This is a genomic window from Methanocalculus pumilus, from assembly GCF_055382585.1.
Genome location: NZ_AP042393.1, coordinates 14,611 through 29,076 on the forward strand (window position 1 = coordinate 14,611; position 14,466 = coordinate 29,076).

Consider the following 14,466-nt stretch of genomic DNA (forward strand, 5'->3'; position numbering starts at 1 on the left):
AGCCTCCCAAATTTGATGATCATGCAGATGCCTGATGCGGGAGATCTTCCTGTACTAAAAGCAATTGCTCTTCTCGGGGGGTGCCGCGGGCCGGTCAGGATATCAACCCTGAGCCTCGGCACCACTCTCGGGACAAGTCCACAGACGATCTCACGCCGTTTGAAGTCGCTCGATTCAGCCCACCTGATCACAAGGAACGTCGATCCATCAGGCCAGTCTGTTGAGGTGACAAAAACCGGGGAGGAGATCCTCAGGCGTGAACATGCCGAGTACTGCCGGATCTTCTCAAGAACCGGCGGGCATTTCATCCTGAAAGGAGCAGTCATCTCCGGACTTGGGGAGGGGCGGTACTACATGTCCCTTGACCATTACAAAAACCAGTTCAGGATGAACTGCGGATTTGAACCATACCCCGGCACCCTGAATCTCAGGCTGATCCAGCAGAGTATTCCGGTACGAAAGAAACTTGATTCCCTTGAATGGACGACAATTCCAGGCTTTTCAGACGAGCACAGGACATTTGGTGAGGCACGCTGCCTCCCCTGCCGGATCCAGGGGATCCCCTGTGCCCTGATTGTACCGGGCAGAACCCATTACCCCGAGGATATCATCGAACTCATTGCCGGTGTGCCGCTCAGGGACGAACTCGGGCTGGAAGATAACGATACTATCGAGGTGGAGATCGGATATGATTAACGACGCAATCAATGCACTCAGAGAGGGGAAATTCGTCCTCATCTACGACTTTGACAACCGGGAACGCGAGACCGATCTCTCGATCCGATCAGATGCGGTGACATCGCAGGATATTCTCAGGATGAGAAAGGATGGCGGCGGGCTCATCTGCACCGCAATCCACCCGAAAGCAGCAAAAACGCTCGGTCTCCCGTTTGCAACAGATGTCTTCTCCCGCTGCGGCGAGCTTGGGGAGAAGGAGGGGGATGTCCCCTATGACCGGAAGAACCACTCCTCATTCTCGCTCTGGGTGAACCACCGCGAGACCTTCACCGGCATCACCGACCATGACCGGGCCCTGACAATCACAAAAATCGCAGAACACGTCCAATCAGCCATGAATGGGGGCGGTCTCCCGCCATTCGGAAAAGAGTTCCGCACTCCGGGGCATTCCGCACTGCTCCGTGCAGCAGATACCCTCCTTGACCAGCGGCAGGGCCAGACCGAGCTCTCGATCGCCCTTGCCATCATGGCAGGGGTAACTCCGGCCGTCACCGTCTGCGAGATGCTCGATGACGAGACCGGAAACGCCCTTGGGAAAGAGAAGGCACGGGCATATGGAGAGGAGCATGGCTTCCCGTTTGTTACTGGCGAAGAGATCATCGAGGCGTGGAATATCTGGAAAAAAGAGAAAATTATTGTCTGATCGCCGTTAAGGCGTCATAGACCATCTTTTTATAGGATTCAAGATTCGGGTTGTATTCCCGTTGTGCTGCTTCGGCATCGGGGCTCTTCTCGAACGCATCAATACGGTCAAGCGTTGCCTCGGCACAGTCGAGCACCCAGAGATCCCGCATATTCCGATCAACTGCGGTCACCGTCTCGGCACGAACCGAGATGAGGACATTGCCGTCAGGTGTCTCATATGCATTCGGCTTCCCGACAACTGCAACAAAGGCCGGGGATTCGAGTTTTGCGATCTGCTGCATCGCCTCGGGTTGGTACGATCCCGCACTGACAAAGAAGGTGCCGGTAGGATCTGCAACCCTTGCAAGATACATGCTGTGCTGTTCACCACGCTTCTCCTTCTGTGTGAGCGAACCGACGATGAAGATCCGGTTTGACCGCTCGCCTGTAGGGAGGAGGATATAGGTCGGGCTCTTCTCGTCATCGCCTTCCCTGAAGGAGTGGCGGGCATCGCGGAGTTCCGCAGCAAAGACACGCTTTGCCGGTTCCCTGACATAACTCTGGATACGTGGCTGTGTCATGCGAGATCGCCTCCTGCACGGTTCAGAAGAGCAGTCTGCCTGCTCATGTCAGGGGTAAGCCATTCAGCATGGTTGGCAATAAAGAGATCTTCAAACTGGCGTGCGGTGACTTTCAGGTATCGCCCAAGTGCCCGCTCGGTCAGCTGCCGGATCACCTCATCTGCTCCAAGCGGCTGGTTCTCGGCAATCTCCTGTGCCTCGGCAAGAGTCATCTGGAAGAGGGATTCAACCACTTCACGCGGAAGCAGGATGTTCCGTGCGATATGGCCGTCATCCAGGGTACCCCTGATCCGGAGATCATACTTGAAATCGGGCTTGAACTCATGGATCGGGCAGAAATTCTGGCGGGAGAGGACACGGTTGCACCCTTCCTCGGGACAGCGTTTCACAATCCCCGATCCTGAGGCGATATGGACGAGTGCACCCTGGATCGCTGTTCCATCACGGGCAATCTCAATGTCACCCTCCTCTTCGGGAAGGGCAGTCGCCTGTGTCAGGTTGACTGATAAACGGCCATTATACTCATCAACGATAGCATAGAAGAAGTTGTAGACGGTATTCTCCTGAAGTTTTTCTACACCCTCATTCTTCCAGATGATGAACTTCAGAACACCGGTTTCATCACCGACAAGACCCGTCTGGAGCATCCGGTCACTCCGGCTTTCCCATTCCTGAAGAAGCTTCACCCGGATCGTGGCAATACCCGGCTGGAGTTCTGCAATGGGCGTCAATGGAGGCGGGGGAAGGGGACGATCCTCAATCGGGGTGATGACAGCACCTTCCCCAATGGAGATTCTGGGAGCGCCGCGGAATGTTCCCTTTGAGGCTCCCTCGATCGCATACCATCCTCCCTGTTCAAGAGGCGAAATATCAGCTTTTGCCCAGAGGGTGAATACATATGCTCCATCCGCAGTTGCGATGATCCCCTGTGCGGCAATTGCATCCGAGACAGATGATTCAACAGAGATGATCTTCCCCTCTATCCGGGGGAGTGCCTCCTCCATTGCACCGGGAGCCGTTGACTGGACTTCGATATCACCATCTTCAAGCGGAGAGCAGGCAGCAGGATCGATGGTTACCGAGAGGCGGCCGTTATACTCCTCTACTGCTGCATAATGGATAGAGTACACCTGATCGGTTGCAAGCTGCTGATCAGATCCCCCTTTCCAGACGAGGAATTTCACCGTTCCGGTCTCATCCCCAATAAGCCCGGTCTGCTGCATCCGGTCATGCCTGACCTCCCAGTTCTGGATAACTTTCCCCTTTATCGAGGCAATACCTGGAGAGAGGTCAGCGATGCTGGTGAAAACAGGAATCAGTGTGCGGTCTTCGTTGATCGGAGTGACGGTTGTACCTGAGTGGATCTTGAGGTTCGCAAGACCACGGAACTCGTCGACGACAGCAGACTCCAGCCTGTACCATTCACCGGCCTTCAGAAGTGCCGGGGCACCTTTTGCAAAGATAACAAACCCGATGGCACCGGATTCATCTGCAATAATTCCTTTCTGGGCAACTGCAGGAGATGGCGGATCGGTGACCGAGACGACCTTCCCTTCGATGGTGACCCATTCCCCGGGAGAAAGGTCGGCAATCCGCGTCATATCCGAAGATGAAGAGGTCTGGGGTTTTGGGATCTGTTTACCATGTTCCTTCAGGATATCCTGGAGGATTGTCCGTTCAGCTTCAGCCGGCGGCACCCCGAACTCGGATACAAGGCGGTTAATCTTTGCTTCAATACGCTCCAAATCAGGATTAATATCCTGTGATTTCAGTTTTTGGGAGATTCTTGTTGTTATCTCGTGGGTATCCATAATGATCTCCAACAATGCATCTGCAGGCAGGGGTTATAATAGATCTGACCGGGGGGTGAAAGTGTCAGGGTACACAAAGATAAATAGGTCACAGGTCAATAATTTTCTCTATGTCGATCACTCTCGATTCAACGATAATGGAACTCATCAAAGAGAAACCGGAATCCGCAGGCATACTCCAGAGCTTTGGCATGGGGTGCCTCGGGTGCGCCATCGCACACAATGAGACCGTCCGCGAGGCTGCAATGGTGCATGGCATCCCGCTCGAAGAGCTCGCTTCCGCACTTGGGATCGCAGCAGAATAAGTTATTTTCTCTTTGAGACGGCCTTCAGTTCGCTCAGGCCCGCCTCAGGATTTCTTTTTAGATACCGGACAACATCCGGTTCATGGTTTAATGTACATTCTGTGCAGGCCCATACCCTGCCGCCCGATGAACTCTGCACCCAGCTGCCAAGTGTTTCATCACCGCAGGGGTACAGGGGGCAGTAGCAGAGATCGCAGAGTTGCCCCTTGAAATGGCAGGGATAGTACGGGCAGTTCACGGGCGACCATTCAACCCATCCACCGCCATTGAACCGGCTATAGATGATAAATGCAGGCTTATCAGAAGGAAACCTCCCTTCATACCGATCAAGTGCAACTGCAACCCCATGCCGGACAGCGCCCATAATCCTGCTGCCAGCTTCAGAGACGGGACCTGAGTACTTGTGTTTCACCTCACCCTCTGATGCAACAATGATCGCATCCGATGTTGTACCGGTATAGGAGCGATCCCGATCCCGGAGCGCCTGCACCTTCGCCTCGGTGGCGGTGATGAAAGCCCCGGCGAGGGCGGCTCCGGAGAAACCTTCGGTACTTGTGATGATGATATTGATGGTGCCGGGCCCCTCCGGTGTCGGGTGGGTTGTTCCGGCAGTGATGAAGATGGTCAGAAAATCATATCGGAGCACCACCAGGTGCTGCATCGACACTGCGGTCATCAGTCCAAAAAAAGAGTTGCCAAGACCAAGTGAGGTGGCAACCTGATGAAGCGTCCGCAACGGCTCAGGCGCATCATAGCCATACGGCACCGTATGGTTCAGGAGTGTCGTCACCCGGGCATATCCGCCACCAACCCCTGAACTGAGGGCATGAAACTCCCCCCGTACCACAAGGGTGCTCTCACGGAGATAATATCTCATCCAATATCGTAATGGGTACGATCTTTAAGTTCCTGCTGTTTTGCAGCATTCCAACCGGTGACATCCGAGAGGTATCCTGTGATCCGCGAGATCTGGGAGACATCATGGGATCCGCACTCGGGGCAGACCGGGGCACCACAGAGCGGGCAGTATTCAAGAGACTCAACGATATCGTGGGGGCAGTGGCAATGATCTACCGGGCACATCAGCTGGAGATTCGTCTCGCCGCAGGCCGGGCACGGCTCCTCGTCCACGATATGATGGCAGGTATGGCATTTGTACTTCCGCTCTTCCGCCGGGATGTCATCAAGGCTGGAATACCGCTCGATCGCCTTCTTCTGTTCGTCACTCAGGTGCATGCGGAGTATTAGGGAGAAGGTGGATAAAAGGATGCGGGTTGATGCAAGGGCTTACCACCGTGGCAGGGCGATCCAGATGATGATAAGAAGAAATATAATCGCTAGTATCCTGATCCAGAGCGGGATATTCATCCGGGGAGATTCGGTTTTTGGAGCCTCCGGATGAGGCATCTCCTCTTCGGATTCGACAACGAATGCTCCCTGATATCCGCATCGCTTGCAGCGCCACTCTGAACCAATATAACCTCCAACGGTCTGAAAGAGATCATTGCTTCCGCATTGTGGACACCGCCGCATACATGGCATGCACCCGCAGAGGCTATCAATATTCCCCCATGAAACACAGAGCAAAGATTCAGGCACGAAGGGATATGGGATCAGGCTGCCTCAGAGTGACTCATAGGGTTCATCACCCACCGGCAAACCGGTGTCAGAACGAATTTCTCATCATCGGCAACGGCGGGCGTACTCTGCTGCGGCAGCCGCCGGATCTTCTGCACTATAAATCGCACGGCCAACGATCACACCATCCACAAGCTCTTTCACATCTTCAGGAGATGCACCCTGGGCCCCCACACCGGGAGAATAGATCTTCATCGCACCCACAAGCTCCCGGAGTGCCGCAACACGGGCGGGCCGGGTCGCCGGTGCAATGATCCCATCAGCCCCGGCAAGAGCGGCCATCCTGCAGAACGATTCGGCCACTCCCCCGGAGAACCATTCCGCTCCTCCCGGGTGGCTCATCTCACAGACGACAAAACATTCTCCCCCATGAGCATGGGCGGATTCGACACAGGCGGCAAGCGAGTCACTCCCCGGAAATGCATGACAGATAACAGCTGAACAGCCGGCATCAAAGACAGAATCACAGATGAGTGTGTTGGTATTTGGAATATCCGCCACCTTGAAGTCCGCAATCACCGGAACGCCGAATGCAGCAATATCACCGGCAACCGATAATCCCGCTCCAAGGACAAGAGGGTATCCGATCTTGATCGCATCAAGGTACCGGGCAGTCGATTCTGCAATCGCGAGTGCCTCATCCCGTGAGGTGGCATCGAGGGCAAGTATGAGGGCACTCATGTTACCAGCCTCTCAAGGGTGGCGGCAATAACCAGTGGCAGCGTGATCGTTGCGTCCCCATAGACCGTCATTGCACGTGCCTCTTCGTTGATCTTGCCCCAGGAACGTGCCTCGTCAAGAGTTGCCCCGGAGAGGCCGCCGAGATCGGGGCGATCGCCGGTGAGCTGCACGGCATAGGAGAAACCGCTCTCGGTCATCAGCATGCTCTGGAAGATGAAGTTCTTCGGAACACCCCCGCCGACAAGGAGTGCCCCGGCACGCTCAAGCGAGAAACACCGGTTCATCAGATCCTTCATATCGAGGAACGCATCGATAACAACCCGGCCCGTCTGTGAGAAGAGCCAGTACTGAAGACCGATCATCGAGTCCTGGATTGCGGGGCAATAGACCGGGATACCTTTCTTTGCCGCAGTCGCAAGAATACCAGAATCCAACCGCTCCCCGATATGGCGGAGGAGAGCGGATATCGATATGACCGAGCCCTCAGGAAGTTCGGAATATACCTCCTGCATAAAATCCTCGAACCGCTCGAATGCCTCGGTCGGGAGATAGACATCATAGATACGGTTGATCTCCTCGTGCCTGAGATCGACATCATCACAGATCTCGGTCCCATGATAGTGGTGACACCCGATCGCCTCGATGATATCATGCGTCAGGTTGGCTCCGGTTGATACGAGAATATCAATATATCCGCATTCAAGGAGATCCGAGACAATTCCACCCATACCGGCAGGCACCATCGCCCCGGCAAGGCCAAAAAACCGTGTTGCCTTTGGATCAGAGAACATCGCCTCGGTGATAGAGACCGCCTCGGCAAGCGATCCGCCGTTATATGCACCAGCTGCACCCATTGCATCGACAAGCTCGAGAACCGTCATCCCGGGCCTGAGATGGATCTGCCGGACTGGATCATTGCATTCGTGCTGCATCCTCACTCAACCATATACAGGTTAGCTTCCCGCATGATTAAGCCATTAGCTTTTTGGAGGGCGGAGTTATCATCAAAAGAGAATGGAGGAGGTATCCCCAACCTCATGCAATCCCAGCTTACTCTTCTGTCATAAAGAACCGGACAGCACCCGGCGCATGCTTCTGTATCTCCTCAAAGAAGTAGGTGCCAAGTGCCGGATCCGAATCATCGATCGCCGCAGTTATCGTCCTGACAAGCCACGGAGAGAGATCCGGACCCTTGTCCAGTGAGTTCATCACAACAACAACTGCTTCATCAACCTCGATTTTATTCTTCCATCGGTATGCCATATGCTCACCAGACCGAAAGTAGGGTGGAGAGATGATAAATGTTATTACCTTACCTTCAACCGTCCATCCTTACCGGTGATCCTGCCGGCAGAACGAAGCGCATCCACCAGCTGCTGCACCATCTCCTGTGATACATCAAACCTGATCGGATAGGCCTCTTCATCGAGGGGTATCGTTTTTTCAGAGAGGGTATTGGTAATCTCAAGCATTGTTGTCGCACCGTCCTGAATCTTCGAGACGATCTCATCTGCCAGGGTGAGGAGGAGGAAGAACTGTTCAAGGAATGCAACAAAACTCTCCTCTTCAGGATTATGCGCTTGCAGCGAATCGATCAGATCAGCTGGATCCGAACAGAAGATCACATCGATCCCCGGCTGAACCAAAAAAACCGTCTCTGATGAAACCACCCGCTCACCCCTCAATCCTGCCTCCTCAAGTGCCTCTTTCTCAGGGAAGAGGAGGAGCGGGATCGGGACAGCAATCATATGGCTCCCGGGATCGACCTCCCTGATGAGATGAAGGCGATCATCTTTCTCCTCAATATATCCATCCCTGACATACTCAAGAACCCGGCGGGCATCCTGCGTAAGGGAAGCCAGTTCCTCATCAGAGAGTGATTCGGTATTTTCATATGCGGCCCTGAGATAGCTGCCACCGTCAGCTTTGATCGCTGAAATGATCCGGGAGAATGCTTCCTCCTCAAGCCTGACGATCTCAGAAGCGATCCCAAGCGCCTCTTCATCACCCTCATCCTCATGAGATAATGAACCAATAAACGCCCCAAACGAATCAATTGTTCCAAAAGCCACCTCCAGAGAGGTGAGGGTCGTCTCAGCAGTGAGCCGTGCAGATGATCCTGACTTCTTCAGGATGCGAACAGACTGCTGGGCATCCTCGCGGGCAGTAAAATGAAGGGTAAGTTCCTGTGACATGCAGTTGTTTTTTTCATTCCTGAAGAGATGAAACCTCGCTTCTGTTCGAAAAATGGTTGCCAGAAAGAGTGGTTGGGTTATTGATAAGATGAGTCGGGGAGGCCGGATTCAAAGACGAGGGTGAAGTACCGGGCAGCAAAGACCGTCACCATCGCATAGATGAAGAATGCCGGGATATACCCGATTATGGAAAGTTCCATCATGTATCCCGCCGGGAGCGAGACAAGGAATGCGATGACGGTATAGAAGACAACCGCAGAGAGATATGAGACGACACCAATCCTTCTGATATGGGCCAGAATCGCACTGAATGCAAAACCATCCCGGAACTTCTTCGTTCTGGCGGTTCGGATCACCCCGATCATCGAGAAGAGGATGACAACGGCATACAGGAGTATAATCCCAACGATCAGAAAGAAGACGAAACCGATCTCTGAGAAGAGAAGGCCGGATTCGGCATGAGTGATGAGATTCAGCAGGAGATCCCCCTGTGATCCGACGATGATGATCGCTCCGATAAACGGGAGTGCATAGATGAATGAGATGACTGTCAACCTGATTCCGTCAATGAGAAGTTCAAGCGGCTTTGAGAGATTCGGGGGTTTCGATCCTCCACGGTAAATCCGTGCCGTATACCCATGAATCAGGGGAAATATTGCAACCATACCCATCAAAAGAGGAATTCTTAACGGCTTATCCCGGATCGTGGCAATGGTAAACGCAGCCGACTCCTCAGCAGATGCAAAGAGATCGATCATATCAGCAAAGAGTCGACGGGATCAGATATAATCCTCCCGACTGCAATCCTCTGGAAAATCCCAGATAAGAGGCTCTCCCCGGCAGAGGGGGCGGGCAAGATGCCGTCTGGCGGAGGGCGGAACCTCATACCACCCCGGATGAATCGTTCTCTCCAGATAGCTGATACAGGGCTCCCGACTCCTTGCCCCGCATACCCGGCATTTATACCCTTTATCTTTCCCCGCCGAGGTCATCTTTTTACCGCAGGACTCACAGAGGGGGGCTCCCGCAACCCGTATAGGGGGCGCTGAGAGAACCCTGATCTTCTCAATATTCAGGGATCTCTTCTTATAACTGCCACAGACATACACCCGATCTCCCGGTGAAAGTGCCCGGATACTATCGCGGAACCCCTTTGTCGGCTCATATGCCATGCAGGTGAGGCGATCTTTGCCATCAGTAATCTCAAGAGAGACATGGCCGCCGATCCCTGTTTTGGGAGGGGATGCAACAATGCCGGGAACAGAATAGGATCTCCCCTCTTCAAGGGTTCCAACCGATCCACGAAGCAGATGGGCATCGGTCCCCTGGTTCGTCTCAAAGATCGCCTCAAGTACCGGAGCCTCGGAGCTAACCAGATTCCTCGCCAGAGAGATCCAGACCGGGTCATTCCCCCTGATCCCAAAGAGTACCGGATCCGGGGTGTGCGGAACGCAGACGATCGTCTTATTCTCAGGATCACAGGTATCCCATGTCCCCGGATATGTCATCTCTTCTGCGAGCCTGAGGCTTACCGGATCAACAAACCGTGTGCTCGTATGGAGGTTCACATCACGATAGACGAGATACTCGGATGTGGCATCTGAGAACTCCGCTGCAACCGCAGCGACAGCTCCGATGATCCCGCGTCCATTCTTCCAGAGCCTGTATCGTGCCCCGACATCCCCACAGGCTGCAATTGCGCCTTCAATTGTACAGAAGCCGGTGATCGCCTCTTCTGCAAAAGCAGCGGGAGGGCGGATCTCCCCACAGACGACAAGACCGGGATTCGTCTTCTCACAGGAGAGATCAGCAAGCTCTTCGATGAGATCAGTTGCGATCGAAAAGGCAGAGTCCGGGTCACCCTCAGCTTCGATGGCAATGGCAGCATTTCCACGCGTCTTCCAGATGATATTCGGGTTCAGCCTGACGAGCCGGAGGGATCGGATCTCCATCCCGGACTCCTCAAGGCGCCGGGCAAGGAGAGCCCCAAGATAGGTGGTACACATACCTTGAGGAGAGTCCGTATCATCGATCCCGATCCACATATCTATAGATCTGCTCTCCCAGCCCATAAGGGACATCGTCAGATCCTTTATTATGCTGGATTCACCATGTAGGTTGTAGAAGAGATGGTACAGGAACGGCTCATCCAGACGGTGATTAGTATTCTCCTTACCGCAGGGTATGATGTCTCTGAGCGTTGCCTTCTCCGTCCCAGGAGCTTTGACCTGCTCGCTTCAGGTAAAAAGGGACTTATGATCATCAAGATCGTCTCACAGATCGACTCGGTCTCTGAAGAGATCGCATTCGATCTCGAGGCGATGGGACACCACCTCAGGGCTGTGCCGATCATCATCGGGGAGAGAGCACGGGATGCACCATTGGAACGGAGTGCGGTCTATCTCAGGTACGGCCTCTTTTCAGTCGCACCATCAACACTCTATGATTACCTTGTTGAAGGAGTCCCTCCTCTGGTCTATGCCTCGCCCGGCGGCCTGTATGTGGGCATTGACGGGATACGCCTCCGCGAGATGAGAGAGCGGCACAACCTCTCGCTTGGCGATCTTGCACATATCCTCGGCGTATCCCGGCGAACCATCAGCAAATACGAGAGCGGTATGGGAACAACCCTTGAGATGGCATTGAAACTCGAGGAACTCTTTGACGAAGCGATCGTCCAGCCGATCGACCTCTTCATCGACCGTCCTCATGACCTTCAGGAGAGCATCTATCAGAATGAGATCGAGGCAGCCTCGCCCGCCGGGCACCTGAAAGAGATGGGGCTGGAACTTCATCCATTCAGGCGTGCTCCGTTCCAGCTTGTTGCCCTCTTCGAGAAAAACACAATATTTGCCTGTTTTGGTACAGCACAGAAAACCGTTAAGCGCGCGGCACTCATCGGGAACCTCTCCCAGATTGCCCATGCCCGATCCCTCTGCATTCTCTCTGACTATCATAAAGAGAAAAAAATTGGAAAAACTCTTGTTATCGGGGAAGAAAAGCTCTATTCTCTGGAAGAGGGATCGGATCTCATCAATCTGATACCTGAATAATCTTTATATAGAACTACAAAGCAACTTTATCAACAAACACTGGTGATATTACATGTCAGCACAACTTGGAGGACAACCGATTCTCATTCTAAAAGAAGGCAGTTCCCGAACACGGGGACGCGATGCACAGGGTATGAACATTGCAGCTGCAAAAGCAGTGGCATCAGCCGTCCGGACAACCCTCGGGCCAAAAGGCATGGACAAGATGCTCGTCGATACCATCGGCGATGTCGTCATCACCAATGACGGTGTCACCATCCTCAAAGAGATGGATATCGAGCACCCCGCTGCCAAGATGATGGTCGAGATCGCAAAGACCCAGGATGACGAAGTCGGTGACGGAACCACCACAGCAGTCGTCGTCGGCGGCGAACTCTTAAAGAAGGCGGAGGATCTTCTTGAGCAGGATGTCCACCCGACAGTCATCGCTCAGGGGTATCGTCAGGCAGCAAATAAGGCACAGGAGATCTTACGGGATATCGCCTTTGACATCCAGCCAGGCGACACGGCCATCCTTACCAAGATCGCCGAGACCGCAATGACCGGAAAGGGCGCAGAATCTTCAAAAGAGAAACTCTGTGAACTCATTGTAAAAGCGATCACCATGGTCACCGATGAGGACGGAACCGTCGATACCGAGAACGTCAAGATCGAGAAGAAGGTCGGCGGCTCAATCGACGACTCCGAGATCATCGAAGGCATGATCATTGACAAGGAACGTGTCCATTCAGGCATGCCAAAGCTCGTCAAAGACGCGAAAGTTCTCCTTTTAAACGCAGCAATCGAATTCAAGAAGACCGAAGTCGATGCTGAGATCAGCATTACAAGCCCTGACCAGCTCCAGATGTTCCTTGATGAAGAAGAGAAGATGATCAAGACGATCGTCAACAAGGTCATCGCATCCGGTGCAAACGTTGTCTTCTGCCAGAAGGGTATCGACGACATTGCCCAGCACTACCTTGCAAAGGCAGGTATCTTCGCAGTCCGCCGTGTCAAGAAGTCCGACATGGAGAAGCTTGCACGGGCAACCGGTGCAGCCCTCGTCTCATCAATTGATGCAATCTCAACCGAAGAGCTCGGCAAAGCCGGCAGGATTGAAGAGCGCAAGGTATCAGGCGAAGAGATGATCTTTGTTGAAGAGTGCTACAATCCAAAAGCAGTCTCGATCATCATCAAAGGCGGAACCGACCATGTCGTCGACGAGCTTGAGCGTGCAATCGAAGATGCACTCCGTGTTGTCGGCGTTGTCGTCGAGGACAAGAAGGTCGTTGCAGGCGGCGGCGCTCCGGAGATTGAACTCTCTCTCCGCCTCCGTGATTACGCATCCACTGTCGGTGGACGTGCACAGCTTGCAATCGAAGCATTTGCAAGCGCACTTGAGATCATCCCAAGAACCCTCGCAGAGAACGCAGGACTTGACCCAATCGACATGCTCGTCGATCTCCGTGCAGCTCACGAACAGGGCAACAAGACCTTCGGCCTCGATGTCTTCGCAGCAAAAGCCGCAGACATGAAGGCAGCAGGCGTTGTCGAGCCCCTCCGTGTCAAGACTCAGGCAATCTCCTCAGCAGCAGAAGTCGCTGTCATGATCCTCAGGATCGATGATGTCATCGCCTCGTCAGGAAAGGGCGGCGGAATGCCAAGCGAGGAAGAGATGGCTGCAATGGGCGGCGGCATGGGTGGAATGGGCGGCATGGGCGGAATGCCCGGCATGATGTAAGATCCCAACTACAACCCCTTTTTAACCAGGATATCATATGACCCTCCTTTCAGGAGGGGTACTTTTTTCTTCTTGTGCGTCTTCAATCTCTTTTATGAAGACCGGATTCATCTATACGAAATATAAGACAGATTGTTACCATTGTCATGCAGACGCCGATCAGGTGATCAAAGTGGTGCCCCAGCAGGCACAGGTGATCTGCTCGAACTGCGGCGCAACGAGGGTCTTCATACCCCGCATCCATGAGGTGGGTTCAACCGGATCATTCACCCCGATATCCTGTTATGATGTCTGGAACCTTGAGCCGACAGCAGAGTGCAGAAACTGCCATACAACAGGAGCCCATGACCTCTTTGTCGGGTGCAACCATTTCACAGTCCGGTGCAGGAACTGCGGGTTCACCCAGTTCTACAAATTCAATCTCCAGTATATCGGGAAATGCGACATCGAAGAAGATATCTGCGATCCGGTGATCAGATAAATATAGGATTATTCTGAGAGAAACGATAACAGCCGGAAGTCAGAACAGCCCTGATCTGATGAGTTCATCCGCATAACCCGGAGTCACAATTCATATCACCATCAAACCAGCTGGTCTGGATGATGAACCTTCTTCAGAGGGAGAAAAGGAGGGGGAAAGATCAGAAACCGCTCAGTCTGAGAACCATACCAAGGGTAATTCCGGTTATTGAAACGGTGATTGTCATGAGGCCAAGGACAAAAAGGTTCATCACAGCTTCTGAAGAAACCGGAAAGTCTGTCTGGTTCATCATAAGCCTCCGCACCCTCCTTGAAGGCCGTACCTCAGCAGTTATCACAGGTTTGGCTGGTTTTATTCGGATTGTCATGACTTCACCTCCAGATGAATATGAGGGTATACTAGTCCTGAACATATTTGATTGTTTTGTTCATACCAAAAATCAATAAATTTTCTCTATTATTGAACCATAATTGTATGGATATTTCAGATCGAGGCGGGCCTGGGATGATTCAACCGGCAGTTCTGCTGTGACCTTTTTAACATTCATCGGATATATCGGGAGAGAAAGAGGTTGTCGCATGAACCATTACATCTCTCCTGAAGGAGAATCCGGTTAACAGATTAAACTTAAAAGAGCCT

General features: G+C 53.1%; 18 protein-coding genes. 7 read left to right on the plus strand and 11 right to left on the minus strand.

Annotated elements, in window-relative coordinates; genetic code table 11:
• Positions 1–27 precede the first annotated feature (27 nt).
• Together ACZ44I_RS00065 and ribB are read left to right on the plus strand one after the other, a co-directional pair.
• Positions 28–696: a DUF120 domain-containing protein gene (locus ACZ44I_RS00065; protein ID WP_464551681.1), complete on the plus strand. Its 669-nt coding sequence runs from the start codon at positions 28–30 to the stop codon at positions 694–696.
• The gene (gene ribB, locus ACZ44I_RS00070; RefSeq protein WP_464549860.1) at positions 689–1,381 is read left to right on the plus strand and encodes a 3,4-dihydroxy-2-butanone-4-phosphate synthase; all 693 of its coding nucleotides are present in this window, start codon (positions 689–691) and stop codon (positions 1,379–1,381) included. Before ACZ44I_RS00065 ends, ribB begins: the two co-directional genes overlap by 8 nt.
• Here the strand turns inward: ribB and ACZ44I_RS00075 are convergent.
• Complete coding sequence (locus ACZ44I_RS00075) at positions 1,371–1,943, minus strand: RPA family protein (RefSeq protein WP_464549858.1); 573 nt, start codon at positions 1,941–1,943, stop codon at positions 1,371–1,373. The genes ribB and ACZ44I_RS00075 overlap by 11 nt on opposite strands.
• Entirely contained in the window at positions 1,940–3,754 is a 1,815-nt protein-coding gene (locus ACZ44I_RS00080; protein ID WP_464549857.1) for a hypothetical protein, read from the minus strand. Before ACZ44I_RS00080 ends, ACZ44I_RS00075 begins: the two co-directional genes overlap by 4 nt.
• Before the next feature lie 110 nt (positions 3,755–3,864).
• On the opposite strand from ACZ44I_RS00080, the gene ACZ44I_RS00085 reads away from it, so the two are divergent.
• The gene (locus ACZ44I_RS00085; RefSeq protein WP_464549855.1) at positions 3,865–4,059 is read left to right on the plus strand and encodes a DUF1858 domain-containing protein; all 195 of its coding nucleotides are present in this window, start codon (positions 3,865–3,867) and stop codon (positions 4,057–4,059) included.
• A gap of 1 nt (position 4,060) precedes the next feature.
• On the opposite strand, the gene ACZ44I_RS00090 is transcribed toward ACZ44I_RS00085, so the two are convergent.
• The 9 genes from ACZ44I_RS00090 to ACZ44I_RS00130 all read right to left on the minus strand — a co-directional run bounded on the left by ACZ44I_RS00090 (position 4,061) and on the right by ACZ44I_RS00130 (position 10,618).
• Complete coding sequence (locus ACZ44I_RS00090) at positions 4,061–4,936, minus strand: adenosylcobinamide amidohydrolase (protein ID WP_464549852.1); 876 nt, start codon at positions 4,934–4,936, stop codon at positions 4,061–4,063.
• Positions 4,933–5,295 carry an anaerobic ribonucleoside-triphosphate reductase gene (gene nrdD / locus ACZ44I_RS00095; RefSeq protein ID WP_464549850.1) on the minus strand — a complete coding sequence of 121 codons (363 nt, stop codon included), beginning with the start codon at positions 5,293–5,295 and terminating at the stop codon, positions 4,933–4,935. The genes ACZ44I_RS00090 and nrdD overlap by 4 nt, the downstream gene beginning before the upstream one ends.
• A 51-nt stretch (positions 5,296–5,346) precedes the next feature.
• A complete protein-coding gene (locus ACZ44I_RS00100) occupies positions 5,347–5,592 on the minus strand; it encodes a hypothetical protein (RefSeq protein WP_464549848.1) in 246 nt (81 codons plus the stop codon).
• A gap of 150 nt (positions 5,593–5,742) precedes the next feature.
• Complete coding sequence (gene pyrF, locus ACZ44I_RS00105; protein WP_464549846.1) at positions 5,743–6,378, minus strand: orotidine-5'-phosphate decarboxylase; 636 nt, start codon at positions 6,376–6,378, stop codon at positions 5,743–5,745.
• Positions 6,375–7,310 carry a deoxyhypusine synthase gene (locus ACZ44I_RS00110; RefSeq protein ID WP_464549844.1) on the minus strand — a complete coding sequence of 312 codons (936 nt, stop codon included), beginning with the start codon at positions 7,308–7,310 and terminating at the stop codon, positions 6,375–6,377. Before ACZ44I_RS00110 ends, pyrF begins: the two co-directional genes overlap by 4 nt.
• A 118-nt stretch (positions 7,311–7,428) precedes the next feature.
• Positions 7,429–7,641 (minus strand): hypothetical protein, encoded by a 213-nt coding sequence (locus tag ACZ44I_RS00115; protein WP_464549842.1) that lies wholly within the window; start codon positions 7,639–7,641, stop codon positions 7,429–7,431.
• Positions 7,642–7,685: 44 nt separating this feature from the next.
• The gene (locus ACZ44I_RS00120; protein WP_464549840.1) at positions 7,686–8,573 is read right to left on the minus strand and encodes a hypothetical protein; all 888 of its coding nucleotides are present in this window, start codon (positions 8,571–8,573) and stop codon (positions 7,686–7,688) included.
• 77 nt (positions 8,574–8,650) lie between these two features.
• On the minus strand, positions 8,651–9,331 hold the full coding sequence (locus ACZ44I_RS00125; protein ID WP_464549838.1) for a DUF4013 domain-containing protein: 681 nt from the start codon (positions 9,329–9,331) through the stop codon (positions 8,651–8,653).
• Between the two features lie 21 nt (positions 9,332–9,352).
• Positions 9,353–10,618 carry a TiaS agmantine-binding domain-containing protein gene (locus ACZ44I_RS00130; protein ID WP_464549836.1) on the minus strand — a complete coding sequence of 422 codons (1,266 nt, stop codon included), beginning with the start codon at positions 10,616–10,618 and terminating at the stop codon, positions 9,353–9,355.
• Positions 10,619–10,702: 84 nt separating this feature from the next.
• Between ACZ44I_RS00130 and ACZ44I_RS00135 the strand changes: the two genes are divergently transcribed.
• The 4 genes from ACZ44I_RS00135 to ACZ44I_RS00150 all read left to right on the plus strand — a co-directional run bounded on the left by ACZ44I_RS00135 (position 10,703) and on the right by ACZ44I_RS00150 (position 14,273).
• Positions 10,703–11,626 carry a transcriptional regulator gene (locus ACZ44I_RS00135; protein ID WP_292734949.1) on the plus strand — a complete coding sequence of 308 codons (924 nt, stop codon included), beginning with the start codon at positions 10,703–10,705 and terminating at the stop codon, positions 11,624–11,626.
• A 52-nt stretch (positions 11,627–11,678) separates the two neighbouring features.
• The gene (gene thsA, locus ACZ44I_RS00140; RefSeq protein WP_464549834.1) at positions 11,679–13,346 is read left to right on the plus strand and encodes a thermosome subunit alpha; all 1,668 of its coding nucleotides are present in this window, start codon (positions 11,679–11,681) and stop codon (positions 13,344–13,346) included.
• Positions 13,347–13,440: 94 nt separating this feature from the next.
• Entirely contained in the window at positions 13,441–13,827 is a 387-nt protein-coding gene (locus ACZ44I_RS00145) for a hypothetical protein (protein ID WP_464549832.1), read from the plus strand.
• A gap of 119 nt (positions 13,828–13,946) precedes the next feature.
• Complete coding sequence (locus ACZ44I_RS00150) at positions 13,947–14,273, plus strand: hypothetical protein (protein WP_464576541.1); 327 nt, start codon at positions 13,947–13,949, stop codon at positions 14,271–14,273.
• The last annotated feature ends 193 nt before the right edge of the window (positions 14,274–14,466 follow it).

What these genes read in the sequence shown, in the direction of transcription:
- ACZ44I_RS00065 (WP_464551681.1), top strand. Translation starts at nt 28, where the DNA reads ATGCCTGATGCGGGAGATCTTCCTGTACTAAAAGCAATTGCTCTTCTC.
- ACZ44I_RS00075 (WP_464549858.1), bottom strand. Translation starts at nt 1,943, where the DNA reads ATGACACAGCCACGTATCCAGAGTTATGTCAGGGAACCGGCAAAGCGT.
- ribB (WP_464549860.1), top strand. Translation starts at nt 689, where the DNA reads ATGATTAACGACGCAATCAATGCACTCAGAGAGGGGAAATTCGTCCTC.
- ACZ44I_RS00120 (WP_464549840.1), bottom strand. Translation starts at nt 8,573, where the DNA reads ATGTCACAGGAACTTACCCTTCATTTTACTGCCCGCGAGGATGCCCAG.
- ACZ44I_RS00130 (WP_464549836.1), bottom strand. Translation starts at nt 10,618, where the DNA reads ATGTGGATCGGGATCGATGATACGGACTCTCCTCAAGGTATGTGTACC.
- ACZ44I_RS00125 (WP_464549838.1), bottom strand. Translation starts at nt 9,331, where the DNA reads ATGATCGATCTCTTTGCATCTGCTGAGGAGTCGGCTGCGTTTACCATT.
- ACZ44I_RS00110 (WP_464549844.1), bottom strand. Translation starts at nt 7,310, where the DNA reads ATGCAGCACGAATGCAATGATCCAGTCCGGCAGATCCATCTCAGGCCC.
- pyrF (WP_464549846.1), bottom strand. Translation starts at nt 6,378, where the DNA reads ATGAGTGCCCTCATACTTGCCCTCGATGCCACCTCACGGGATGAGGCA.
- ACZ44I_RS00100 (WP_464549848.1), bottom strand. Translation starts at nt 5,592, where the DNA reads ATGCGGCGGTGTCCACAATGCGGAAGCAATGATCTCTTTCAGACCGTT.
- ACZ44I_RS00085 (WP_464549855.1), top strand. Translation starts at nt 3,865, where the DNA reads ATGTCGATCACTCTCGATTCAACGATAATGGAACTCATCAAAGAGAAA.
- thsA (WP_464549834.1), top strand. Translation starts at nt 11,679, where the DNA reads ATGTCAGCACAACTTGGAGGACAACCGATTCTCATTCTAAAAGAAGGC.
- ACZ44I_RS00115 (WP_464549842.1), bottom strand. Translation starts at nt 7,641, where the DNA reads ATGGCATACCGATGGAAGAATAAAATCGAGGTTGATGAAGCAGTTGTT.
- nrdD (WP_464549850.1), bottom strand. Translation starts at nt 5,295, where the DNA reads ATGCACCTGAGTGACGAACAGAAGAAGGCGATCGAGCGGTATTCCAGC.
- ACZ44I_RS00080 (WP_464549857.1), bottom strand. Translation starts at nt 3,754, where the DNA reads ATGGATACCCACGAGATAACAACAAGAATCTCCCAAAAACTGAAATCA.
- ACZ44I_RS00145 (WP_464549832.1), top strand. Translation starts at nt 13,441, where the DNA reads ATGAAGACCGGATTCATCTATACGAAATATAAGACAGATTGTTACCAT.
- ACZ44I_RS00135 (WP_292734949.1), top strand. Translation starts at nt 10,703, where the DNA reads ATGGTACAGGAACGGCTCATCCAGACGGTGATTAGTATTCTCCTTACC.
- ACZ44I_RS00150 (WP_464576541.1), top strand. Translation starts at nt 13,947, where the DNA reads ATGATGAACCTTCTTCAGAGGGAGAAAAGGAGGGGGAAAGATCAGAAA.
- ACZ44I_RS00090 (WP_464549852.1), bottom strand. Translation starts at nt 4,936, where the DNA reads ATGAGATATTATCTCCGTGAGAGCACCCTTGTGGTACGGGGGGAGTTT.